The organism is Kitasatospora sp. NPDC059812 (assembly GCF_042732075.1).
Lineage (GTDB): Bacteria > Actinomycetota > Actinomycetes > Streptomycetales > Streptomycetaceae > Kitasatospora.
Genome location: NZ_JBHWIO010000003.1, coordinates 87,864 through 109,365 on the forward strand (window position 1 = coordinate 87,864; position 21,502 = coordinate 109,365).

The following is a 21,502-nucleotide window of genomic DNA, read 5'->3' on the forward strand; positions in this document are numbered from 1 at the left end:
GCGCGATTCGGAAAGGACCGGACGGCGCCCCCGGCTCACGGGGGAACAAGTCGGGGACGCCGGGTCCGAGGCGGCCGGAACATCCCGTTCCGGCGGCTGAGGAGAACCTAAATCCTGGTGACAGTGCAGGTCAAGGGCTTGTTGAAGGTTCACCCACGGTGCCCGGTGTGATTCGTCCGGTCACCCCGTCGACCCGCGTCCCGGCGAACGGACGGCTCGGATCCGCGGCGAAATGCGCCGATTCGGCCCGCGCCCAGCCGGCCCAGAACTCGGCCAGATCCGGCCCGTCCCGCTGCTCGCCGCGCCGCCGGGCCGAGGCGGCGTCCAACTCCAGCCAGATCACCCGGGCCAGCCACGGCCGCACCGCCCGCCGCCCGGCGCCGACACCCTCCACCAGCACCACCGGGGCGACCGGCACCGCGGCGGTGCCCGCGAAGCGGCGCAGCGTCCAGTCGTACACCCGGTACGCACCGTCCCGGCCGGCCGCCAGCGGCTCCAGCACCTGTTCGCGCAACCGCCCGGTCCAGCCGAAGGGCTCGGCGTGGGTGGCCAGGTCGTCGAGGTGGACCACCGGCGCCCCGCCGAGCGCCGCCGCCAGCCGCCCGGCGAAGGTCGTCTTGCCCGAGCCCGCGTGCCCGTCCACCGCGACCAGCCGCACCGGCCCACAGGAGGGCGGCAGCGCGCGCAGCTCCGCCGCGAGCGAGGCCACCGCGTCGCCGGGAACGGGCGAAAGGGCGGGGGCGAGGGGTCGGGAAGCAGCCACAACGGCAACCCTACGGTGCCGTAGCCCACCAGTCCGTCCAGTTACTCCTGGGTGATCGTGACGGCGGCGCGGGTTTCCGGCATACTCGCATCGCCATGCCTGTGAACGGCCGTTCACCGTAATCCGGTGCCGGTCGGGCCGACCTGCCACACCCGCGCCGGACCAGCCACACCACGCTCCGGTGCCCGATCGAGGAGGCGACCGCCGCCATGACCCCGTCCCCAGTGAAAGCCGTGGAGCGCCAGCTGCCCAGCGAGGAGGCCCACGAGCTGCTGAGCCTCACCCGGGACCTGGTCCAGCGCGAGCTGCAGCCCCGCGCGGCCGAGGACGAGGCCGCCGACCGCTTCCCGCGAGAGGTCTTCCGCACCCTCGGCGAGGCCGGCCTGCTCTCCCTCCCCTACGACGAGAAGTACGGCGGCGGCGGGCAGCCCTACGAGGTGTACCTGCAGGTGCTGGAGGAGCTGGCGGCCGGCTGGCTGGCCGTCGGCCTCGGGGTGAGCGTGCACACCCTCTCCTGCCACGCGCTGGCCGGCTTCGGCACCGAGGAGCAGCGCGGCCGGTGGCTGCCCGGAATGCTCTCCGGCGAGCAGCTCGGCGCCTACTGCCTCTCCGAACCGCAGTCCGGCTCGGACGCGGCCGCGCTGCGCACCCGCGCCGACCTCGACGGCGACGCGTACGTGGTGAACGGCACCAAGGCGTGGATCACCCACGGCGGCCGGGCGGACTTCTACAGCGCCCTGGTGCGCACCGGCGACGAGGGCTCCAAGGGCATCAGCTGCCTGCTCGTCCCGGGCGACGCACAGGGCCTGTCGGCCGCTCCGCCGGAGCACAAGATGGGCATGCGCTCCTCGCCGACCGCGCAGCTGCACTTCGACGGCGCCCGGGTCGCCCGCGACCGGCTGATCGGCGAGGAGGGCCAGGGCTTCCAGATCGCGCTCGCCGCACTGGACTCCGGCCGCCTCGGCATCGCGGCCTGCGCGGTCGGCGTCGCCCAGGCCGCGCTCGACCTCGCGGTCGACTACGCGCGCACCCGCCGCCAGTTCGGCCGCCCGATCGCCGAGTTCCAGGGCCTGTCCTTCATGCTCGCCGACATGGCCACCCAGATCGAGGCCGGGCGGGCGCTCTACCTGTCCGCCGCCCGGCTGCGGGACGCGGGCCTGCCGTTCTCCAAGGAGGCGGCGATGGCCAAGCTGTTCTGCACCGACGCCGTGATGCGGGTGACCACCGACGCGGTCCAGGTGCTCGGCGGCTACGGCTACACGCAGGACTTCCCGGCCGAGCGCTACATGCGCGAGGCGAAGGTGCTGCAGATCGTCGAGGGCACCAACCAGATCCAGCGCCTGGTGATCGGCCGCCACCTCACCAAGGGCTGAGCCCCCCCCACAAACGGCCTCCGGCCGTCACTCCAGGGTGCGGAGTGACGGCCGGAGGCGTCTTCGTCTCTGCGTCAACCCGCCTGCGCGGGCTGGCGGATCAGCGCCGGACCAGGCGGCGGCGCTGCTCGGGGATGGCCGAGATGACGGGGACGGCCGGGGCGACGACGGCGGTCCGCGTCGGCCGGTGCGCCACCGCGTGCGAGAACGGCTGGGTGCGCCAGTCGAGTTCGGTGGGGAGCCTGAACAGCGCGTCGAGCCCGGCCGGCTGGTCGTCCTCCGGGGTCTCCACCTCGGCGAGGTCGTCGGTCGGCGTGCCCGAACCCGGGCACAGCGCGGGGGCGAAGGGGTTCCAGGCGGTCGGCAGCAGCGCGTGCTGCGGCAGCCGCTCCTCGTCGGCCACCAGGGCGATCGGGCGGCGGCACTCGGGGCAGTGCACCCGGAAGATGTCCCAGGTCTCGGCCTCGCCCGGGTCGATGCCCGGGACGTGGCCGTGATCGACCGCGAGGTCGTCGCGGCCGGTCGTATCGTCGGTCTCGTCGGCGCCCAGGGCACGCTGGTCAGTCGGCATGAGGATCCCCCTCGGATCGGGCCCGGCGTGGTCGCCCGGGGCCACAACCAGCACTTCCCTCCGATTCGGGCTCATAACCCTGCGGTCCGGTGCACCGTGATGCACCGGGTGTGTCCTTGGCCACATCCACTGCCACATTCGCCTGGCATTTGCCCGCGTGACACCTGCGGGCACCCGATGTGACACCGCGTGCGCCCCCCGTGCCCCCGACCGGGTAGGTTTGCGCACTGTGGAGGATCTCGACCAACGCATCGTCCAGCTGCTCCTAGAGGACGGCCGGATGAGCTACACGGACCTGGGCAAGGCCACCGGCCTGTCCACCTCGGCGGTGCACCAGCGGGTGCGCCGCCTCGAACAGCGCGGGGTGATCCGCGGCTACACCGCGATCATCGACCCCGACGCCGTCGACCTGGCGCTGACCGCGTTCATCTCGGTCAAGCCCTTCGACCCCAGCGCCCCGGACGACACCCCCGAACGGCTGGCCGGCCTGCCCGAGATCGAGGCCTGCCACAGCGTCGCCGGCGACGAGAACTACATCCTCAAGGTGCGCGTCGGCGCCCCCGGCGACCTGGAGGACCTGCTCGCCCGCATCCGCAGCGCCGCCGGCGTCTCCACCCGCACCACCGTCGTCCTCTCCACCCCCTACGAAGCGCGACCCCCGAAGCTCTGAGGACGAACCCCGCAGGTGCAGACTTAGCGGCATGACCGAACGCACCCCACGGACCGTCCTGCTGCGCGGCGGCGCCGTCTACAGCCCCGCCGACCCCTTCGCCACCGCGATGCTCGTCGAGGGCGAGCACATCGCCTGGGTCGGCAGCGACGGCGCCGCCGAGGCGTACGCCGCCGCAGCCGACGAGATCGTCGAGCTGGACGGCGCCCTGGTCACCCCCGCCTTCGTCGACGCCCACGTGCACGCCACCGCCACCGGCCTGGCGCTCACCGGCCTCGACCTCACCGGCAGCCCCTCGCTGGCCGCAGCCCTCGCCGCCGTCACCGCCTTCGTCGACGCCCGCCCCGAGCCCGGCGGGGTGCTCATCGGCCACGGCTGGGACGAGACCGGCTGGCCCGAGGGCCGCCCGCCCACGCTCGCCGAACTCGACGCCGCCGCCCGCGGCGCCGCGCTCTACCTCTCCCGCACCGACGTGCACTCCGCGCTCGCCACCACCGCGCTGCGCAGCCTCGCCCCCGGCCTGGCCGAGCGCCCCGGCCACACCGCCGACGGCCCGCTCACCAAGGACGCCCACCACGCCGTCCGGCGGACCGCGCTCGCCCACCTCACCCCCGAGCAGCGCGGCCGCGCCCAGCGCGCCACCCTCGCCCGCGCCGCCGAACTCGGCATCGGCGCGCTGCACGAGTGCGCCGGCCCGGAGATCTCCTCCGAGGCCGACCTGGCCGCCCTGCTGGCCCTCGCCGCCGAGGGCGAAGGCCCCGAAGTCTTCGGCTACTGGGGCGAGTTGGGCGGCGCCGAGACGGCCCGCCGACTCGGCGCGGTGGGCGCCGGCGGCGACCTCTTCGCGGACGGCGCGCTGGGCTCGCACACCGCCTGCCTGCACACCCCCTACGCCGACGCCGAGCACACCGGCACCGCCTACCTGACCGCCGAGCAGGTCGCCGACCACGTCGCCGCCTGCACCGAGGCCGGGCTCCAGGCCGGCTTCCACGCCATCGGCGACGCGGCCGTGGCCGCCGTCCTGGACGGCGTCCGGGCGGCCGGGGAGCGGGTCGGCGCCGGGCGGGTCCGGGCGCTGCGCCACCGCGTCGAGCACGCCGAGGCGCTGGACGACAAGTCCGTCGCCGCCTTCGCCGAGCTCGGCCTCACCGCCTCCGTCCAGCCCGCCTTCGACGCCGCCTGGGGCGGCCCGGACGGCATGTACGTCCAGCGCCTCGGTGCCGAGCGGGCCGCCAGGCTCAACCCCTTCGCCGCCCTGCTGCGGGCCGGCGTGCCGCTGGCCTTCGGCTCGGACGCCCCGGTCACCCCGCTCGACCCCTGGGGCACCGTCCGTGCGGCCGCCTTCCACCAGACCCTGGACCACCGGATCTCCGTCCGCGCGGCCTTCACCGCACACACCCGCGGCGGCTGGCGCGCGATCGGCCGCGACCAGGACGGCGTACTCGTGCCCGGCGCCGTCGCCAGCTACGCGATCTGGGCCGCCGACGAACTGGTCGTCCAGGCCCCCGACTCCCGGGTGGCGGGCTGGTCCACCGACCCGCGCTCCGGCACCCCGGGCCTGCCCGACCTCACCCCCGGCCACCCGCTGCCGGCCTGCCTGCGCACCGTCGTCCGCGGCCGCACCGTCCACCTGGCCGCCGAGTAGAGCCGAGCAGGCCCGCATCAACCCAGCTGAAGCGGCGGCCCGGCGGCCGTGGGTCGACCCCATGACGACCGCCCCGCCGACTTCACCGACCCCCGCGAGCTGCTCGCCCCGGACTTCCGCCCGGAACCCCTGGGCGAGCAGCACAGCGCCTCCGACGGGGCATGTGCGGCAAGCCCACCGGGGCCGTGAGCCGCTGACCCTGCTACCACCCTGACCTCACGCTTCCCTGACCGTCCGGGGTACCTTCTTCGGACAGCGTCCGAACAGCAAGATCCAGGAAGATGGTGCGCCGGTGGCCATGCCCGTCACCCAGGAGCGGCCCGGGGCCGCACCCGAACCGGCGGAGTCGGCGCCCAGGCCCGGCCGGGTCGCCCGCGCCGTCGCCAAGGTCCGGGCGGGCCTTCCCCGCACCGGCCTCGCGGCCTTGGCGGGCCTGCTGCTCGCACTCGCCTTCCCGCCCTTCGACCTGTGGCCGCTGTCGCTGCTCGGCGTCGCCGCGCTGTCCCTGCTCACCCGGGGCCGCACCGTCCGCCAGGCGGCCTGGACGGGCTTCGCCTTCGGCCTGCCGTTCTTCCTGATGCTGCTCAGCTGGCTGCGGGTGGTCGGCTGGGACGCGACGGTCGGCCTGTCGGTCGTGGAGGCGCTGTTCCTGGCCGTCCTCGGCGGCGGCCTGGCCCTCACCGCCCGGCTGCCGGCCTGGCCGCTCTGGGCGGCCTGCCTGTGGATCACCCAGGAGTGGGCGCGCGACCGGCTGCCGTTCGGCGGCTTCCCGTGGGGGCGGCTGGCCTTCGCCAACACCGCGACCCCGTTCACGCCGCTGGCCGCGCTCGGCGGCGCACCGCTGGTGACCTTCGCGGTCGCCCTCTCGGGCGCCCTGCTCGCCGGCGCCGTGCTGCGCCTGCGCGGGCCGCGTAAGACGCCCCGGGCCGCCGCGCTGGCGGGGCTGGGCGCGGTGGCCGCGCTGCTGGCCGGGTACCTGGTGCCGGTGCCGACCGCGCCGGCCGACACCGTCAAGGTCGCCATCGTCCAGGGCAACGTGCCCAACCCGGGCATGGACTTCCTGGGCCGCCCGATGATGGTCCTCAACAACCACGCGGTGGCGACCGAGCGGCTGGCCGCGGACATCGCCGCCGGCAAGGTCGATCGCCCCGACATCGTGATCTGGCCGGAGAACTCCTCCGACCTGGACCCGTTCAGCGACCCGCTCGCCTACCAGCGCATCGACCAGGCCGTGAAGACGGTCGGCGTGCCCACCCTGGTCGGCACCCTGGTGGACGGCCCGGACGCGCAGCACGTCCAGAACGAGGGCATCGTCTGGGACCCGAAGACCGGCCCCGGCGCCTCCTACACCAAGCAGCACCCCGTCCCGTTCGGCGAGTACGTGCCGTTCCGCGCGCAGCTGATGAAGGTGATCACCCGGCTCCAGCGGGTCGCCCGGGACTTCTACCCCGGCGACCACAACGGCGTCATGCAGCTCGGCCCGGCCCGGATCGGCGACGTGATCTGCTTCGAGGTCGCCTACGACGAGATCGTCCGCGACACCGTGGACAGCGGCGCCCGCGTCCTGGTGGTCCAGACCAATAACGCGACCTATGCCAAGACGGGCCAGCCCGAGCAGCAGCTCGCGATGAGCCGGCTGCGCGCGGTCGAGCACGGCCGGGCCGTGCTGATCGCGGCCACCAGCGGCATCAGCGCGGTGATCGCCCCGGACGGCACGGTCCAGCAGCGCACCGAGGAGCTGACCGCGGCCGAGCTGTCGGCGGTCGTCCCGCTGCGCGACGGCACCACGGTCGCCGACCGGGTCGGCGCCGCGCCGGAGTGGACGCTGGCCCTCGCAGGCCTGCTGGCCTGCGGCGCGGGCGTGCTGGTCGGCCGCCGACGGAAGTCCGGCGCCGGAACACCGGCCGCCGGGGAATCGTTGGACCAGGTGGTGCCGTAGCCGGCCCGGACCTCCCGTGCGGCGCGCAGAGCACTGCTTGGAGTGGATTCGTACCGTGACCCAGCAAGCTACCCCCGCCCGTCCGGCCCCGCGCGGCAAGCTCCGCCGGGTGCTGCCGCTGCTGATCACCGCCTGGCTGGTGCTGGAGATCTGGCTGCTGGTCCAAGTGGGCTCGTGGCTGGGTGGATTCGTCGTCGTGCTGCTGCTCATCGCGGGCGCGCTGATCGGCGGTTCGCTGATCAAGCGGGCCGGGCTGAAGGCGCTGTCCGCGGCGATCGAGCAGAGCAAGGACCCGAAGTCCGAGCAGCCCCAGACCGGCACCAGTCTGACGGTGCTGGCGGGCCTGCTGCTGATCGTCCCGGGCTTCCTGTCGGACCTGGTGGCGCTCACCCTGCTGTTCCCGCCCACCCGGGCGCTCTGGCGGGCCGGTGGCCGCCGGGTGGCCGACAAGGCGCTGCGCAGCACCGTCGCCGCCGGGGCGGACCCGTTCGCGGACGCGATGCGGCTGCAGGAGCAGCTGCGCATCCACCGCCCGGACGGCAAGGTGATCCAGGGCGAGGTGGTGGAGCCCGGCGACGGCCCGCGCGGTCCGCAGGGCCCGGACACCACGTACCGCCCGCCGATCTCGGGCTGACCGCCCCTCCCGTCCCGCGTTCCCGCCCGGGGTACCGCGAGGCGGGAACGCGAAAGGGACCCTGGTGACCAGGGTCCCTTTTCGCGTCCTCCCGCCGTGGCGGGAGCGAGGTCAGGCGCTCTTGCGGGTGTCCCGCGGGTGCACCGCGAGGTTCATTCCGCCGGAGCGGAGCACGGCCAGTCGCTCGGCCAGTACCTCCTCCAGTTCCTCACGGGTCCGGCGCTCCATCAGCATGTCCCAATGGGTACGCGTCGGCTTGACCTTCTTCTCTTCCGGCTCGTCGCCGTCGAGAAGTACCGCCTCCTGGCCACAGAAGCGGCATTCCCAGGCCTGGGGGATCTCCGCCTCGACCGAGAAAGGAACCTCGAATCGGTGTCCGTTCTGACATGCATACTCGACGGTCTGGCGGGGAGCCAGATCGATACCGCGGTCGGTCTCGTAGCTAGTGGCCCCGAGTCGCGTGCCGCGGAGAGCTCGCTCGCTCATGAATCGTGCCTCCCGGGCTTATAGCCCACAGGACTAGTGGTCGCTGTTCTTCGTCGTTCGGTCAACGCTCGGCTTCCGACGAAGATTCCCGTCCCGGGACATGCGTCGTCTGTCGTGCCGCCCCTGTTTGTACCCATCGGCGCCCGATTTGTCACATCTGGCCGTGGATATCACCCTAGGTGTCACCTATTTCACATCTGGTGATCGGTCGGCCTTTCCTGGACGAGCCTACCGGGACGGGATTCGACGAGCGCCGCCGCCCCCGTCCGCCGCGGTCAGGAGATCGGGCGGGAACGGATCATCGGCTCGCCCTTGGCGAGGTCGACCGGGTGGGCCCGGGGGGCCGGATCGGCCGGCAGGGCCACCGGCGGGCGCTCCGGCCGGGGCGGCAGTTCGGCGGCGGCCTCGGTGCGGGTGTCGCGGTGCGGCAGCAGGGCGATCACCGCGTCCCGCAGCTGGGCCGGGGCCTCCTCGTCCAGCGGGTCGACGGTGGCGGGCACCTGGAGCCGGACGGGGGTGCTGTTGCCGATCCGGGCGTAGCCGCGGCCGGCGGGGGCGTGCGCGGCGGGCACGATGTCCAGCGGCGCGCCGAGCACGGCGTGGCCCTCCTCGGGGCCGGCGGGGCCGAGCAGCACCCGGGCCCGGGTGGTGGAGCGCACGGTCGCGGTGATCCGGCCCCTGGCCTCGATGTCGTCGGCGATCACCACGGTGACGCGGGCGGCGCGGCCGTGCCGCAGCGGCAGCTCCAGCAGGTCCTGCGGGTCCGGGCGGCCCTCGGCGTGGGCGAGCTCGCTCAGCTCGGTCGGGTGGTCCAGGAGCAGCCAGAGCGGACGGGTGGCGTCCTCGGGCGGCGCGGTGCCGGCGTGCCGGGCGGCGTTCAGCGCGGCGAGCCGGCGCTCGGTCTCCTGGGAGGCCCACTCCAGCGCGGCCAGCGCGCCGTGCAGGCTGGTCTCCACGGTGTGCACGCCGGGCCGGTTGACCAGGCAGGCGTGCTCCCCGGTGCCCGCGCCGTCGACCACCACCAGGTCCCCGTACGGGAGCGCCTGGAGCGCGATCGAGCGGATCAGGCTGGAGGTGCCGTAGCCGGTGACGCCGAGTGCCAGCAGGTGCGGCTCGGCCGAGCGCGGGCCGGTGCGCCAGACGACCGGCGGCTGCTGGGCGATCGCGCCGCCCTGGAAGACCGGGATGGTCCGGGCGGTGCCGTCCTCGTCGGTGAAGCCGAGCACGATCTCGCCGGGGGCGGCCACGAAGCGCTGGGCGACGATGTCGGCGGGCAGCGGGGTGAGCGCGGCGATCCGCAGCCGGTTGGACTCCTCGTCCCAGTCGAAGCGGTACTCCCGGGCCCGGCCGGCCTTGCCCTGGACGACCTGCTCGATCCGGGCCCGCGCGCTCGGCTCGGTGTCGGTGAAGTACGCCGGGTAGCCGAGTTCCAGCCGGGAGAGCCGGCCCTCGTCGTCGAACTCCCAGGAGCCGAAGGCGCGCTTGTAGTGGCCCTCGTAGTGGTACAGCGGGTTGGCGTCCTCGGGGCCGCACAGGTACGGCGTGAGCGCCGCGTAGAGCGCGCCGAGCTTGATGTCGGCGACGTCCGGGGCGGGCGGGGCGGGTGCCGGCTTGGGGGCCCGGCCGGTCCAGGCGGAGCTGGCCATCAGGGCGATCAGGGCGAACAGCAGGCCGTGCGGCAGCAGGTAGACGCCGACCAGCATCGCGGCGGAGAGGAACAGCGTCGGGCCGCGGCGCTCCTTCGGGGTGGCGTTCCAGCGGTCCTTGGCCCAGCCCGCGTGGTGGCGCAGTCCGCGGCCGATCACGGAGAGCGGGGCGAACATGTCGGAGGCGTGGTCCCCGGCGGTTCGGGCGATCTCGCGGCCCTTGCTGAGATGGCGTTGGAGCGGCATTCCTTGACTCCCCGGGCGAGTGGGACGGGTCGGGTGGCGGGGGCGGAGCCGGTACGACGGGACCCGGGGCGGTGGGATCCGCGCCCGGGCCCGTGCGGGGGAGTGGCAGCGCCTGGAACGTGGGGCCTGGGCCCTGTCCGGCCGGACAGGGCCTAGGGCGTGTCTGACAATTCGCGTCGGATCAGCGCGCGGCGGTGGGCGCCCGGCTGGGCGTGCCGGCGAAGCGTCCTCGCACTGGGCCGTACTTGGACGTTTCGCCGGTGCGTCCAGGCGGGATGCCTGGGGGCACCTCCCGGCCGCCAGGCTGGGGGAGCGTCGCGCGCCCGGCGGGAATTGTCAGACACGCCCTAGAACTTGAGGCCGCCGAGCAGGCTCGCCAGGCTGGCACCGCCGGCGGTGATGCTCGGGGCGATCGAGGAGCCGGCGACGTAGAAGCCGAAGAGGGCGCAGACGACGGCGTGGGAGACCTTTAGCCCGTCCCTGCGGAAGAACAGAAAGGCGATGGTGCCGAACAGGACGATGCCGGAAATCGAGAGGATCACGTTCTGCTCCTCGGGGAGGGGGGACGGGGACGGTGTTACGGAAAGTGCGCTAATCGTGACAAAAAGTAATAGATGATGGAACGGTGCAAATGGGTGGTTTCCCGTTCAACGTCGCCCTGGAGTTCGGGCGAAGGCGGGCGGATCGGCCGGGGTGGGGCCGTGTCCCGCGCAGTTCCAGCGCGGCGAGGCATTCCCGCCGGGTGGGCGGGAGGTTTCCGGGGGGTCGGGGAAGTTCGCCCGGATGGCCGCCGTTCGAGGGCCGCCATCCGCCATCCGGATGCGCGCTGGCCCGGCCCGGCACCCGGCCGCTACGGTGCGGTACGCGCAGCTCCTCCAGCCGCACTCCGCCACCCGCAGAGCCCGCAGAACCCACAGACCGGAAAGGCCGCCCGCCATGACCGACGCCGCCAACCAGCAGCCCGCCGACGCTCCCGGCGCCCCCGACGCCGAGGTGATCGCCCTGGCCGGAAAGCTCTTCGACGCCGCCCGCGCCGGCGAGACCGACACCCTGGCCGCCTACGTGGACGCCGGTGCGCCCGCCGACCTCACCAACGACCGCGGCGACACCCTGCTCATGCTCGCCGCCTACCACGGCCACGCCGCCACCGTCGAAGCCCTGCTGGCGCGCGGCGCCGACCCGAACCGCGCCAACGACCGCGGCCAGACCCCGCTCGCCGGCGCCGTCTTCAAGGGCGCCGAGGACGTGCTGACCGTCCTGCTGGACGGCGGCGCCGACCCCACCGCCGGCACCCCGAACGCCGTCGACACCGCACGGATGTTCGGCAAGAGCGAGCTGGTCGCCCGTTTCGAGGCCCGCTGATCCAGGTCGTAGGCTCTTCCCTCATGAAGAGCACCACCATGGAGGCCGGAACCGTCGAGTTCCGCGTCACCGGCTACGCCCACCCCGACGCCCAGGCCCTGTCGGCGGAGGTGCAGCAGGAGTACGTCCGCCGCTACGGCGACCCCGACGAGACCGTGCTGCACCTCGACGACTTCGACTCGCCGGCCGGCCTGTTCCTGATCGCCTACCTCGACGGCCGGCCGGTCGCCTGCGGGGGCTGGCGGGCCAAGCAGGCCGGGCCGGACGGGCTGCGCGACGGCGACGTCGAGCTGAAGCGGATGTTCGTGGTCCCCGCCGCCCGCGGCCGTGGCCTGGCCCGGGCGGTGCTGCGCCGCCTGGAGCAGACCGCCGCCGAGGCCGGCCGCACCCGCGTCATCCTGGAGACCGGCACCGAGCAGCCCGAGGCCGTGGCGCTGTACGGGTCCGAGGGGTACGCGGCGATCCGGAAGTTCGGCATCTACCGCGATCACCCGCAGAGCATCTGCCTCGGCAAGGAACTGCCCGCGGCGGCCTGACCGGCCCGCCCGGCGGGTAGGCTCACGACACCTCTGAGGGGGGACGATGAGCCAGCAACCGCCAGGAGCCGACCGGCTCCCCGCCCTGGCCGCGCCCGGCGGGGAGCTGGACCAGCTGGTCCGGGGCGGCGTGCGCACCGTCGGGGCCGGCGCCGTCTGGGCCGTCGGCGATGCCGGAGGGGCGCTCGGCGGCGGCGCGCACGGCGTGCTCGGGCAGGGCCCGTACGCCCGGCTCGCCCCCGGGCCGGACACCCGGTACGACCTCGCCAGCCTCACCAAGATCGTCGCCCTCTGGCCCTGCGCCGGAGTGCTCCGGCAGGCCGGGCGGCTCCCGCTCGACGAACCGCTCGGCCGCTGGTGGCCGCCCGCCTCCGGGCACCCCGTCAGCGTGGTGACGATCCGTCAACTCCTCGCGCACACCGCCGGAATGCTCCCGCACACCGGATTCGAGCAGCTCTACGGGCGCGACCTCGCGGCGATCCGGGCCGGGGTGGTCGCCGCCCCGCTGCATCGCGCGCCCGGCACGGCCGTCGAGTACACCGACCGCGCCGCCGTCCTGCTCGGCTACCTCGTCGAGGACCTCGGCGGCGCGCCGCTGGACGAGCTCGCCAGTCGCTGGATCTGGCGGCCGCTCGCCATGGCCGACACCCGGTACGGGCCGCTCGGCCCCGCCGACACCGCCCGCACCGCGCCCACCGAGTACGACCCGCAGGCCGGGAGCCACCTGTGCGGCGTCGTCCACGACCCCTCGGCCCGGCTGCTCGGCGGCGTCTGCGGCAACGCCGGGGCCTTCTCCACCGCCCGCGACCTTGCCCGCTTCCTCGCCGCGCTGCTCGCCCCGCCGCCCCAACTGCCCTGGGGCGAGGCCTGGATCGCCGAGTCGCTGCGCGAACAGACCGGCGGTCTCGCCCCCGCCCGCGGCCTGTCCTGGCTGCACGCCCCCGGCACCGACCCCGCCGAGGGCACCTTCGTCCACTACGGCTTCACCGGCACCGGCATCTGGATCTCCCGGCGGCTCGGCCGCTGGGCGCTGCTGCTCACCAACAAGGTCCACTACGACCGCGGCATCCAGCCGCTCACCGACCTGCGTAACGCCTACCGGCGGGCGGTCTTCGGGTAGGAGCTCTCGTGCGTCGAGTACCCGATCGGGTGGATTAGGTACGAACCGCCGGATCCGGCATGGGGGTTGCGGCAGAGTAACCACCGCGACGGGGCACCGGCGGAGGAGGCGCGATGACGGACACCTGGCTTTCGGAACAGGACTGGCTGGCCGGACTGCTGCGCGCCTACGTCGGCTGCAGCGTGCTGCTCACCGGCGAAGGTGGCGACGTCCTGCTGCTGAAGGCCAGTTACCGCGCCCAGTGGCAGTTCCCCGGCGGCGGGATGGACCCGGGCGAGGGCCCCGCCGAATGCGCCGCCCGCGAACTGCGAGAGGAGACCGGGCTGGTGGCCGGCGAGCTGCGGCTGCTCGTCGTCGAGTGGCGCGACCCGATCCCGGGCCAGGGCGAACACGCCCACCCCGCCGTGCAGTTCATGTTCGACGGCGGAACGGTCCCGGCCGGCGCGACCATCCGGGTGCAGGCCGAGGAGATCGCCGAGTACGGGTACTTCACCCCCGCCCGGGCGGCCGCACTGCTGCACCCCTGCGCGGCGCGCCGGCTCACCCGGGCCCTGGCGGCCCGGCGGACCGGCGCCACCGCGCTGCTGCACTCCACGGGGTACGTCGGCTGACGGTCCGTCAAATATGCCAGTCGGTCAGGTCCGTCAGGCCAGCGTGCTCCAGTAGTACCAGAACCGGTTGAGGATCAGCAGCGCGATCACCGCCGCCCACAGCACCGGCACCGCCCAGTGGTAGCGCGCCGCCTCCCGCACGACCGGCCGCAGCCGCGGACCCGCCGGGATCACCCCCGTCCGGAGGTTGTGCAGCGTCGTGTACCAGAACAGCACCACCACCGTCGCCCACACCACCATGCAGTACGGGCACAGCGCGCCGATCCGGTACAGCGCCTCGTCGATCAGCCAGTGCACGAACACCACACCCAGCAGGGTGCCCGCGTGCAGGCCCAGCCAGAACCAGCGCCGGTACGCGGCACCGGCCAGCAGCCCCGCCCCGACCGCCGCCAGCGCGCCGAAGGCGGCCAGCCCGAGCAGCGGGTTCGGGAACCCGAAGACCTCCGCCTGCTCGGTGCGCATCACCGAACCGCAGCTGATCACCGGATTGAGGTTGCAACTGGGGACGTAGGACGGGTTCTCCAGGATGCGGAGCTTGTCGAAGGTCAGGACGGCCGAGGCGGCCAGCCCGATCAGCCCGCCGAGGAACAGCAGCAGGGAGAACGCCCGGCCCGCGCCGACCGGCGCACGGCCGGCGTCGCCGGGGGCGGGAGGGGAGAGGTGCACAGAGGTAGCGGCGGTCATGGCAGCACACTCCGGTGGCTGGGAGGAGCCGGCCCGGCCGGGGTTCGGCCGGGCCGGTGGTGCCCTGCTTACTTCAGGCCGGCGGCCTGCTTCACCTGGGCGGTGAACTGCTCCGGCGTCACCGTGGACTGGCCGCTGAACAGCGTGATCGGCTTGCCGTCCACCTTGACCGTCGGGGTGCCCGTCACCCCGCTGCCGTTGAACGCCTCCGCGACCTTCGCCGCCCACGGCGCGTACGTCTTGTCGGTGACGGCCTTCACGAAGGCGTCCGTCTTCAGCCCGGGCACCTGGCCGGCCAGGTCGAGGATGTGGTTGACGTTGCCGAAGTCGTCCTTCCGCTCGTCGGGCTGGTTGGCGTACAGCACGTCGTGGAACTGCTTGAACTTGTCCACGCCCTCGTTCAGCGCGGCGCCCGCGGCGGCCAGCGCGGTGCGCGAGCCCTTGCCGCCGAGGGCGTTGTCCAGGAACGCCGCCAGGTGGAACTCCACCTTGACCGAGCCGTCCTCGGTCAGCTTCTTGACCGCCTCGCCGTTCGCCGCCTCGAAGTGCTTGCAGACCGGGCAGCGGAAGTCCTCGTACACCTCCATGGTGTGCGGGGCGTCGGCCTTGCCGTAGGTGATCACCGTGCCGTCCGGGCCGGAGGCGTTCGCCGGGACGACCAGCTCCGTCGGCGCGGCCGCATCGGCGGCCGCCGTCGAGTCCTTCTTGCCGGACGCCGAGTTGATCGCGACCGCCGCTCCGCCCGCGAGGGCGAGCACCGCGACGGCGGACACCGCCACGACGATCCGCTGGCGGCGCTTCGAGGCCGCCTGCTCGATGCGCTGCGCCTCCTGGATCCGCTCACGGGCACTGATGCGCTTGGCCTGCTGCTTGCTGGGGGTCTGAGCCATGGAAGGCAACTCCTGTACGCGGCGCGCGGATGCGCGCGGGAAACCGCACCGGGTGCGGCGGGATCGAGTGAACGCGGGAGTTGTGCGCGCTGCCTGCGGACGAACGTGCGCGGCGGCCCTACGGCCTCGGGCGGGTCAGCAGGCAGGCGCGAGAACCGGCGGACCACGCCGGGGAGCCGGGCTCAGCACCACGTCCTCGCGGCGCGGCCGCACGCGGTCCGACACCGGCAGCGGCACCCGCAGCACCGGCCGAACCGGAGCCGGGAGCAGCAGCAGGACCAGGGCGCGCAACGGGCGGGCCAGCGACTGGCGCAGCGCGCGCAGCGACCGGGCCAGGCCCGACAGGGCCGCGTCGCCCAGCCGCAGCCAGGCCGCGGCGGCCAGCGCGATCACCAGGTGCACCAGCAGGAGCAGCACCTGGGTCGCCGCCGGGGCCAGCGGCCCCACATGGCCCAGCGGACCGGCCAGCAGCGACCCGTCCACCGAACCGCCGCCACACACCAGCAGGTTCACACCGCGCGCGGGCACGTGCTCGGACAGGATCGGCCCACAGCCGGCCTGCCCCAGGTTGAACGTCGTGTTGAGCAGCAGCTCGACCGGCACCAGCACGCTGGAGATGTGCAGCAGCCGCCGCTCCCCGCCGGCCAGCGCGGCCGCGACCAGGAAGACGACGGCGGTCGCGGCCGCCACCAGCGAGAGCGGCAGCGGGCGACCCGTGATGACCACCTGGCCCAGCGCGGACAGCGGCACGGCGAGCGCGGTGAACACCGCGGCCCGCAGGGCCCTGATCGCATGGGTGGAGGTCGTCACGTCCCGGAGTATGCCACGACGCTTACATCCGGCACGAGGGCGCGTACCCGGGGAGTGGAAGCGTTGCCCGCCGGAGGCCGTTCGTTCACCCGCCTGACGTCCGCTCAGCCGGGACCGCTTCGCTGTTCGTGCGGGTCGGCGTCGTGTGCGCCGAGCGGTCGTCCCGGGCCTGGCTCGTCCCCGTCCCGGGCCTGCTCGTTCCCGTCGCGGTCCTGGTCGTCGTCGTGCGCCCGGACCCGTAGCCTGGAAGGCGTTCCCGGCGACCCCGATGAGGGGGTGAGCGCTCATGGCGCGACCCGCCACCACGGTGGGGCAGGTGCTGCTGGACCGACTCGGGGCCCAGGCGGCGGTACTGGCCGGCCTCGACGACGCCGTCCGGGCGGACGAACCGGACGCGGTGCACCGGATGCGCGTCGCCTGCCGACGGCTGCGCAGCGCCCTGCGGACCTTCCGGCGGCTGTTCGCCCCCGGGGCCACCGACCACCTGGTCGCCGAACTGCGCTGGCTCGCGGCCGCCCTCGGCCGCGCCCGGGACGGCGAGGTGCTCGCCGAGCGGCTGGCCGCCCAGGCCCGGGCACTGCCCGCCGCCTGCCGGCCGGAGCGGGTCGCGGCGGAGCTGGAGCGGTGGGGGCGGGCCGAGTACCGGCAGGCCTGGCCCGAGGTGCTCGCGGCCCTCGACAGCCCGCGCCGCCGCGCCCTCGCCGACGCCCTCGCCACCCTCCTCGCCGACCCCCCGCTGCGCCGCCGGGCCGGCCGTGACGCCGTCCCCGAGCTGGCCCGGATCGCCGAGCGCGAGCAGCACCGCACCGGCGAGCGCGTCCGGGCGGCCCTCGACACCGGGGCCGGGCCCGCCGAGCAGCGCGACCGCGCCCTGCACGAGGCCCGCAAGGCCGCCAAACGCGCCCGCTACGCCGGCGAGACCGCCGCCCCGGCGGTCGGCGCGGCCGCCGAGCGGTACACGGACCGGATGAAGGCCGTCCAGGAACTGCTGGGCGAGCACCAGGACGCGGTGGTCGCCGCCGGCACCCTCGCCGGGCAGGCCGCCGACAGCGGCGAGCCCTTCGGCCTCGGGGTGCTCTACGCCCGCCAGCTCACCGCCGCCGAGACGGCCCGGTCCCGGCTGCCCCAAGTGTGGGCCCGGGCGGCGGGGCGCAAGCTGCCGCGGTTCGGCTAGGTCCTGTCCGGTCGATCTTGGCGGATCAGCCCGCGGCGTTGGGCGCCCGGCTGGGCGTGCGCCCGGACCGCCCTCGTACTGGACGTACTTGGGCGATTCGGGCGTGCGTCCAGGCGGGATGCCCGGCGTCGCGGGCCCGCCAAGATTGGCCGGACAGGACCTAGGCCAAACCTAGGCCCAACCTAGAACGGCGCCGCGTGGGCCGGGGCCGCGTCGTGGGTGGCGGCGAAGGCGTGGCGGGCGCGGCTGCCGGGTGGGGCGAGGCACGCGAAGACGTACCGGCCCTCCTCGGGCAGGGCGAGCACGGTGTAGTCCAGGACGTCGGTGTCCAGGGCCGGGTGGCGGATGTGGAGCCGGCCGGGGCCGGGCGGCCCGGCCCGGTGGCGGTCCCACAGTGCGGCGAAGGCCGGGCTGTCCGAGGACATCCGGCGGACCAGACGGGTGAGCCCGCGGTCGCCGGGGCGGTCCGCGTGGTGGGCGCGCAGCGAGGCGGCGAGGTCCGCGCCGATCGAGCCGGTGGCCGCGAGGTTGCCCTGCGAGCGGTCCCCGTACGGGCAGCAGAACACCTGCCAGAGCAGGTTGCGCTCGTGGGGCGGGCGCCGTTCCGGCCAGGCCATCAGCAGGCCGGCCGGGCGGTTCCAGGCGAGGAGTTCGAAGGTCGGGCCGGTGACGAAGGCGGGCGCGGCGTCCAGGGTGTCCAGCAGCGCCAGGGTGGTGGCGGAGACGGCCGGCGGCTCGGGCGGCGCCCCGGCCGGTGCGCGGTGCCGGGCGGCCAGCCGGTGCAGGTAGGCGCGCTCCGCCCCGGCCAGTTGCAGGGCCTCGGCGATGCCGTCGAGGACCGGGCCGGTGGGCACCCGCTGGCGGCCCTGCTCCAGCCGGGCGTAGTAGTCGGCGGAGATGCCCGCGCGAGCCGCCACCTCCTCGCGGCGCAGCCCGGGCGTCCGGCGGCGCCCGGCCGGGGGCAGGCCCGCCTCGGCGGGCGCGAGGCGGGCGCGGCGGGCGCGCAGGAACGCGCCCAGCGGGGTCTCGGGCATGCGGTCACGCTGCCACAGCCGGGTGGGGTTAGCCAGGACCTGGCCGTCCCTGGCTGGCCCGTCCTCGGTCGGCTGGTCCCTGGCCGGCTGGTCCCTGGTCGGCCCGTCCCCGGGAAGGGCTGGCCGCTGGTGGCCCGGGCGGGGCGCCGGGAGGCTCGCCGCATGGGACTTCTCGACGACAAGGTCACGATCGTCACCGGCGCCGGGCGCGGCATCGGTGCAGCCGCCGCCCGGCTGTTCGCCCGGGAGGGCGCGCTGCTGGTGCTGGCCGCCCGCTCCGGCGCCGAGGTGGAGGCGCTGGCCGCCGCCCTGCGGGCAGGCGGGGCCCGGGCGGTGGCCGTCGCCGCCGACCTGACCACCGCGGAGGGCGCCGAGCGGACGGTCGAGGCGGCGCTCACGACGTACGGCCGGCTGGACGCGGCCTTCGACAACGCGGGTTCCGGCCTGTCGCCGGCCCCGCTCGCCGAGCGTTCCGAGGCCGAGTGGGACGACACCCACGCGCTCAACCTGCGCGGCAGCTGGCTCTGCCTGCGGGCCCAGCTGCGGGCGATGGCGGCGGGCGGTCGGGGCGGCGCGGTGGTGCTCAACTCCGGGGTGGGCGCGCTGGTGGGCGGCTTCGGGGACGGCGTCCAGCAGGCCGCCAAGCACGGCCTGACCGGCCTGGTGAAGGCGGCCACCGCCGACTACGCCCGGCACGGCATCCGGGTCAACGCCGTCGCGCCCGGCGTGGTGCGGACGCCCTCGACGGAGCGGTTCTTCGCGTCCGGCCCGGAGTTCGACGCCCTGGTGGTCCGCTCCACCCCGTTGGGCCGGGCGGGCTCGGACACCGAGATCGCGGAGGCGGCGGCCTGGCTGCTGAGCGACCGGGCGTCGTACGTGGCCGGGGTGACCCTGCCGGTGGACGGCGGGATCACCGCGACCCGGCGGTTCGACTGAGTGCGGGCCCGGTCGGCCGGGGGCCCGGCTGGTCGGGGCGGGTCCGACGGCACCGTACGGGGGTCGGTGCCGTCGGACCTACTCCGGCGCCGGTTCCAGCCCGGCCGACCGGGCGGCGGTGCGGAGCAGGGCGCGGAGCATGGGGGTGGTGAGGCGGCCGGTGTTGGTGTTGCGCGGGCTCACGTGGTAGCAGCCGTACAGCTGGAGGGCGGGGCCGCCGTCGGTGGCGGGGAGGACGGCCAGGGCGCCGTGGCCGAAGGCGGGGCGGGGCCGGGGGACCTGCCAGCCGGCCTGCGCGAGGGCGGGCAGGAGGGCCTGCCAGGCGAAGCCGCCGAGGGCGACGACGGTCCGTACGGTGGGGCGCAGCAACTGGAGTTCACGGGTGATCCAGGGGCGGCAGGTGTCGCGTTCGGCGGTGCTGGGCTTGTTGTCGGGCGGGGCGCAGCGGACCGGGTCGGTGATGCGGACGCCGCGCAGGTGCAGGCCGTCGCCGTACCGGACGGACTCGGGGCGGTTGGCGAGCCCGAGGTCGTAGAGCGCCGCGTAGAGCAGGTCGCCGGACGGGTCGCCGGTGAAGATCCGGCCGGTGCGGTTGGCGCCGTGGGCGGCGGGGGCGAGGCCGACCAGGACGAGCGGGGCGTCGGGCGGGCCGAAGCCGGGGATCGGGCGGGCCCAGTAGTCCCAGTCCAGGTAGGCGCGGCGCTTGGTGCGGGCGGTCTCCTCGCGCCACTCGACCAGGCGCGGGCAGGCCCGGCAGTCGGTGACGACGCGGTCCAGCGCGGTGAGCGAGATGGCGCGGGCGGCGGCCTCGGCGGGGTGGCGGGGGTGGCCGGGGTCGTCGGCGGCGGCGGACTGCGGCATGGCCCCGATCCTAGTAGGGCTTCGTCAGGTCCTGTGGTGGGAGCGGGGCGGATGCGGGTCGGTCGCATATCGGGCAGGCACCGGTCCAGGGGGGCCTGGGCGGGTGAGGCATCCCTCCCCTCGCCTGACCATCCGTGGCGCCCGACAAAGCCCTACTGGGCCCTGTCCCGCCGCACCCGCTGGGCGGTCTGGACGGTGGCCTGGTTGAACCGCCGGGTGACGGTGGCCCGTCGACCGGGTTGGGCCCGGTGATCGGGGCGGTGGCGAGAAGGTCCGGTGGGACCGGGAGGCAGCAATGGTGGAGAACGGGTACGCGGGTCCGTCTCGACGGCAGGTCCTGACGGCCGGCGCGCTGGCCGGCGCGACGGTGCTGAGTTCCGGCATGTGGGCGACCGAGGCGTCGGCGGCGGCACCGCCGGCGATCTTCTACTCGCCGCACCAGGACGACGAGGCGTTGGGCCTGGCCGGGGCGATCCTGGAGCACAAGGCGGCCGGCCGGCCGGTGTACCTCGTGCTGGTGACACGGGGAGAGAACGACGGGCTGGCGAAGCTGATGAACACCGATCCCTGCCCGCTGACCACAGGCTCGGACCGGCACCCCTGCGCGGCCGGCGGCCACCACGGGGTGAACTGGCCGACCGACGGCAGCAGCAAGATCGTCCCTTGCCGGACGGCCGAGTTCATGGCCTCTGCCGCCACCCTCGGGGTCGACAAGGTGATCAACCTGAAGATCGTCGACTCCCCCTACGGGGGGCCCGATGCCTTCGCCCGGTTCGTCGCCACGGTCAAGTCGAAGATCGCGTCCATCGCGCGGCAGTACCCGGGCGCCTCGCACAAGTTCACCGCGGGCTGGCTGGAGATCACCGACACCCACAAGGCGATCGCCGACGCGGCCGTGCAACTGGCCCGCGAGGGCAAACTCACCGACGTGCGCTTCAATTTCGTCTACGCCTACGACCAGCCGCTCGGCTCCCGTGCGAACGGTGCCGCCTACGTGCTGGACATCCCTGCCGGGCACATGGCGACCAAGCGCAACGCCATCTACTGCTACAACACCTGGGCCCCGTCCCGGAACCTCTACGCGCTCGGCTACCACAGCGTCCCGAACAAGCTGGAGTCCGCGCACAACGACCCGCACGAGTACGTCTTCACCCTCCCCAACAACTCGTACCAGTTCGGGAGCATCACGGCCCCGCACCCGGAGTGGTCGTAACAGAACAGGGCCGGGGTCGGGCTGTCGGCGGACGGCCCGACCCGGACTCCCGCTCAACCCCGCGGGACGAACCGGTCACCACCGCCCCACCGATCCCCGAGCGGGTGATCGTCTCGCAGCGACGTTCGAGGCCGGACAACCCCCCGACCCCCACTACAGGACCTGACAAAGCCCTCCTAGGGCTCGCACCGGGCCCGCATCGGCCGTGCACCGAGCTCGTGCCGGGCCCGTATCGGCCCTGCGCCGGCCTGCCCGGGCAGGCGTAGCGTGGAATCAGCTGCTCCGGCGGCCCCCCGGC

Annotated in this window: 22 protein-coding genes; 12 read left to right on the plus strand and 10 right to left on the minus strand. The window is 74.7% G+C overall.

All coding sequences use genetic code 11. From position 1 onward, the window contains the following. Nucleotides 1–130: 130 nt before the first annotated feature. Entirely contained in the window at nt 131–763 is a 633-nt protein-coding gene (locus ACFV6D_RS02465; protein WP_380493834.1) for a uridine kinase, read from the minus strand. A 209-nt stretch (nt 764–972) separates the two neighbouring features. Between ACFV6D_RS02465 and ACFV6D_RS02470 the strand changes: the two genes are divergently transcribed. After that, the gene (locus ACFV6D_RS02470; protein WP_380493832.1) at nt 973–2,136 is read left to right on the plus strand and encodes an acyl-CoA dehydrogenase family protein; all 1,164 of its coding nucleotides are present in this window, start codon (nt 973–975) and stop codon (nt 2,134–2,136) included. 100 nt (nt 2,137–2,236) lie between these two features. On the opposite strand, the gene ACFV6D_RS02475 is transcribed toward ACFV6D_RS02470, so the two are convergent. After that, nucleotides 2,237–2,707 carry a hypothetical protein gene (locus ACFV6D_RS02475; protein WP_208869051.1) on the minus strand — a complete coding sequence of 157 codons (471 nt, stop codon included), beginning with the start codon at nt 2,705–2,707 and terminating at the stop codon, nt 2,237–2,239. A gap of 229 nt (nt 2,708–2,936) precedes the next feature. Between ACFV6D_RS02475 and ACFV6D_RS02480 the strand changes: the two genes are divergently transcribed. The 4 genes from ACFV6D_RS02480 (at nt 2,937) to fxsA (ending at nt 7,595) form a co-directional block, all read left to right on the plus strand. Then, nucleotides 2,937–3,377, plus strand: coding sequence for an Lrp/AsnC family transcriptional regulator (locus tag ACFV6D_RS02480; protein WP_045694655.1), 441 nt, complete (start codon nt 2,937–2,939; stop codon nt 3,375–3,377). A gap of 31 nt (nt 3,378–3,408) precedes the next feature. Further along, complete coding sequence (locus tag ACFV6D_RS02485; protein ID WP_380557862.1) at nt 3,409–5,022, plus strand: amidohydrolase; 1,614 nt, start codon at nt 3,409–3,411, stop codon at nt 5,020–5,022. A 298-nt stretch (nt 5,023–5,320) separates the two neighbouring features. Then, complete coding sequence (gene lnt / locus ACFV6D_RS02490) at nt 5,321–6,961, plus strand: apolipoprotein N-acyltransferase (protein WP_380557865.1); 1,641 nt, start codon at nt 5,321–5,323, stop codon at nt 6,959–6,961. A gap of 55 nt (nt 6,962–7,016) precedes the next feature. Then, nucleotides 7,017–7,595 (plus strand): FxsA family membrane protein, encoded by a 579-nt coding sequence (fxsA, locus tag ACFV6D_RS02495; RefSeq protein WP_063346461.1) that lies wholly within the window; start codon nt 7,017–7,019, stop codon nt 7,593–7,595. 111 nt (nt 7,596–7,706) lie between these two features. On the opposite strand, the gene ACFV6D_RS02500 is transcribed toward fxsA, so the two are convergent. The 3 genes from ACFV6D_RS02500 to ACFV6D_RS02510 form a co-directional block, all read right to left on the minus strand. Beyond that, the gene (locus tag ACFV6D_RS02500; protein WP_030306127.1) at nt 7,707–8,081 is read right to left on the minus strand and encodes an RNA polymerase-binding protein RbpA; all 375 of its coding nucleotides are present in this window, start codon (nt 8,079–8,081) and stop codon (nt 7,707–7,709) included. 275 nt (nt 8,082–8,356) lie between these two features. Continuing rightward, nucleotides 8,357–9,973, minus strand: coding sequence for a hypothetical protein (locus tag ACFV6D_RS02505; RefSeq protein WP_380557867.1), 1,617 nt, complete (start codon nt 9,971–9,973; stop codon nt 8,357–8,359). Nucleotides 9,974–10,320: 347 nt separating this feature from the next. Next, the gene (locus tag ACFV6D_RS02510; RefSeq protein ID WP_063346460.1) at nt 10,321–10,515 is read right to left on the minus strand and encodes a hypothetical protein; all 195 of its coding nucleotides are present in this window, start codon (nt 10,513–10,515) and stop codon (nt 10,321–10,323) included. A gap of 394 nt (nt 10,516–10,909) precedes the next feature. Here ACFV6D_RS02510 and ACFV6D_RS02515 point away from each other — a divergent pair, with 394 nt between their 5' ends. From ACFV6D_RS02515 to ACFV6D_RS02530, 4 genes are all read left to right on the plus strand, one after another. Next, complete coding sequence (locus ACFV6D_RS02515; protein WP_380557870.1) at nt 10,910–11,335, plus strand: ankyrin repeat domain-containing protein; 426 nt, start codon at nt 10,910–10,912, stop codon at nt 11,333–11,335. A gap of 23 nt (nt 11,336–11,358) precedes the next feature. After that, nucleotides 11,359–11,871 (plus strand): GNAT family N-acetyltransferase, encoded by a 513-nt coding sequence (locus ACFV6D_RS02520; RefSeq protein ID WP_380342973.1) that lies wholly within the window; start codon nt 11,359–11,361, stop codon nt 11,869–11,871. A gap of 46 nt (nt 11,872–11,917) precedes the next feature. Then, nucleotides 11,918–12,991, plus strand: a complete 1,074-nt coding sequence (locus tag ACFV6D_RS02525) for a serine hydrolase domain-containing protein (protein WP_380557873.1) — start codon at nt 11,918–11,920, stop codon at nt 12,989–12,991. 113 nt (nt 12,992–13,104) lie between these two features. Continuing rightward, nucleotides 13,105–13,602, plus strand: coding sequence for an NUDIX hydrolase (locus ACFV6D_RS02530; RefSeq protein ID WP_363623640.1), 498 nt, complete (start codon nt 13,105–13,107; stop codon nt 13,600–13,602). A 33-nt stretch (nt 13,603–13,635) separates the two neighbouring features. On the opposite strand, the gene ACFV6D_RS02535 is transcribed toward ACFV6D_RS02530, so the two are convergent. The 3 genes from ACFV6D_RS02535 to ACFV6D_RS02545 all read right to left on the minus strand — a co-directional run bounded on the left by ACFV6D_RS02535 (nt 13,636) and on the right by ACFV6D_RS02545 (nt 15,986). After that, nucleotides 13,636–14,286 carry a vitamin K epoxide reductase family protein gene (locus ACFV6D_RS02535; protein WP_380557876.1) on the minus strand — a complete coding sequence of 217 codons (651 nt, stop codon included), beginning with the start codon at nt 14,284–14,286 and terminating at the stop codon, nt 13,636–13,638. Nucleotides 14,287–14,354: 68 nt separating this feature from the next. Next, nucleotides 14,355–15,176, minus strand: coding sequence for a thioredoxin domain-containing protein (locus tag ACFV6D_RS02540; RefSeq protein ID WP_063346454.1), 822 nt, complete (start codon nt 15,174–15,176; stop codon nt 14,355–14,357). 135 nt (nt 15,177–15,311) lie between these two features. After that, nucleotides 15,312–15,986: a hypothetical protein gene (locus tag ACFV6D_RS02545; RefSeq protein ID WP_380377313.1), complete on the minus strand. Its 675-nt coding sequence runs from the start codon at nt 15,984–15,986 to the stop codon at nt 15,312–15,314. Between the two features lie 286 nt (nt 15,987–16,272). On the opposite strand from ACFV6D_RS02545, the gene ACFV6D_RS02550 reads away from it, so the two are divergent. Continuing rightward, complete coding sequence (locus ACFV6D_RS02550) at nt 16,273–17,160, plus strand: CHAD domain-containing protein (RefSeq protein WP_380557879.1); 888 nt, start codon at nt 16,273–16,275, stop codon at nt 17,158–17,160. Between the two features lie 182 nt (nt 17,161–17,342). Here ACFV6D_RS02550 and ACFV6D_RS02555 read toward each other — a convergent pair whose 3' ends face one another. After that, complete coding sequence (locus ACFV6D_RS02555; protein ID WP_380557882.1) at nt 17,343–18,194, minus strand: helix-turn-helix transcriptional regulator; 852 nt, start codon at nt 18,192–18,194, stop codon at nt 17,343–17,345. Between the two features lie 162 nt (nt 18,195–18,356). On the opposite strand from ACFV6D_RS02555, the gene ACFV6D_RS02560 reads away from it, so the two are divergent. Next, a complete protein-coding gene (locus ACFV6D_RS02560; RefSeq protein WP_380557884.1) occupies nt 18,357–19,130 on the plus strand; it encodes an SDR family oxidoreductase in 774 nt (257 codons plus the stop codon). 78 nt (nt 19,131–19,208) lie between these two features. Here ACFV6D_RS02560 and ACFV6D_RS02565 read toward each other — a convergent pair whose 3' ends face one another. Then, nucleotides 19,209–19,991 carry a uracil-DNA glycosylase gene (locus tag ACFV6D_RS02565; protein WP_380342991.1) on the minus strand — a complete coding sequence of 261 codons (783 nt, stop codon included), beginning with the start codon at nt 19,989–19,991 and terminating at the stop codon, nt 19,209–19,211. A 295-nt stretch (nt 19,992–20,286) separates the two neighbouring features. Between ACFV6D_RS02565 and ACFV6D_RS02570 the strand changes: the two genes are divergently transcribed. Then, on the plus strand, nt 20,287–21,204 hold the full coding sequence (locus ACFV6D_RS02570; RefSeq protein WP_380557887.1) for a PIG-L deacetylase family protein: 918 nt from the start codon (nt 20,287–20,289) through the stop codon (nt 21,202–21,204). Nucleotides 21,205–21,502 lie beyond the last annotated feature (298 nt).

Excerpts from the sequence above, each read along its gene's own strand:
- ACFV6D_RS02520 (WP_380342973.1), top strand. The coding sequence starts at position 11,359 with ATGAAGAGCACCACCATGGAGGCCGGAACCGTCGAGTTCCGCGTCACC.
- ACFV6D_RS02565 (WP_380342991.1), bottom strand. The coding sequence starts at position 19,991 with ATGCCGCAGTCCGCCGCCGCCGACGACCCCGGCCACCCCCGCCACCCC.
- ACFV6D_RS02515 (WP_380557870.1), top strand. The coding sequence starts at position 10,910 with ATGACCGACGCCGCCAACCAGCAGCCCGCCGACGCTCCCGGCGCCCCC.
- ACFV6D_RS02525 (WP_380557873.1), top strand. The coding sequence starts at position 11,918 with ATGAGCCAGCAACCGCCAGGAGCCGACCGGCTCCCCGCCCTGGCCGCG.
- lnt (WP_380557865.1), top strand. The coding sequence starts at position 5,321 with ATGCCCGTCACCCAGGAGCGGCCCGGGGCCGCACCCGAACCGGCGGAG.
- ACFV6D_RS02560 (WP_380557884.1), top strand. The coding sequence starts at position 18,357 with ATGGGACTTCTCGACGACAAGGTCACGATCGTCACCGGCGCCGGGCGC.
- ACFV6D_RS02475 (WP_208869051.1), bottom strand. The coding sequence starts at position 2,707 with ATGCCGACTGACCAGCGTGCCCTGGGCGCCGACGAGACCGACGATACG.
- ACFV6D_RS02485 (WP_380557862.1), top strand. The coding sequence starts at position 3,409 with ATGACCGAACGCACCCCACGGACCGTCCTGCTGCGCGGCGGCGCCGTC.
- ACFV6D_RS02570 (WP_380557887.1), top strand. The coding sequence starts at position 20,287 with ATGGTGGAGAACGGGTACGCGGGTCCGTCTCGACGGCAGGTCCTGACG.
- ACFV6D_RS02470 (WP_380493832.1), top strand. The coding sequence starts at position 973 with ATGACCCCGTCCCCAGTGAAAGCCGTGGAGCGCCAGCTGCCCAGCGAG.
- ACFV6D_RS02530 (WP_363623640.1), top strand. The coding sequence starts at position 13,105 with ATGACGGACACCTGGCTTTCGGAACAGGACTGGCTGGCCGGACTGCTG.
- ACFV6D_RS02555 (WP_380557882.1), bottom strand. The coding sequence starts at position 18,194 with ATGCCCGAGACCCCGCTGGGCGCGTTCCTGCGCGCCCGCCGCGCCCGC.
- ACFV6D_RS02500 (WP_030306127.1), bottom strand. The coding sequence starts at position 8,081 with ATGAGCGAGCGAGCTCTCCGCGGCACGCGACTCGGGGCCACTAGCTAC.
- ACFV6D_RS02505 (WP_380557867.1), bottom strand. The coding sequence starts at position 9,973 with ATGCCGCTCCAACGCCATCTCAGCAAGGGCCGCGAGATCGCCCGAACC.
- ACFV6D_RS02550 (WP_380557879.1), top strand. The coding sequence starts at position 16,273 with ATGGCGCGACCCGCCACCACGGTGGGGCAGGTGCTGCTGGACCGACTC.
- ACFV6D_RS02535 (WP_380557876.1), bottom strand. The coding sequence starts at position 14,286 with ATGACCGCCGCTACCTCTGTGCACCTCTCCCCTCCCGCCCCCGGCGAC.
- ACFV6D_RS02540 (WP_063346454.1), bottom strand. The coding sequence starts at position 15,176 with ATGGCTCAGACCCCCAGCAAGCAGCAGGCCAAGCGCATCAGTGCCCGT.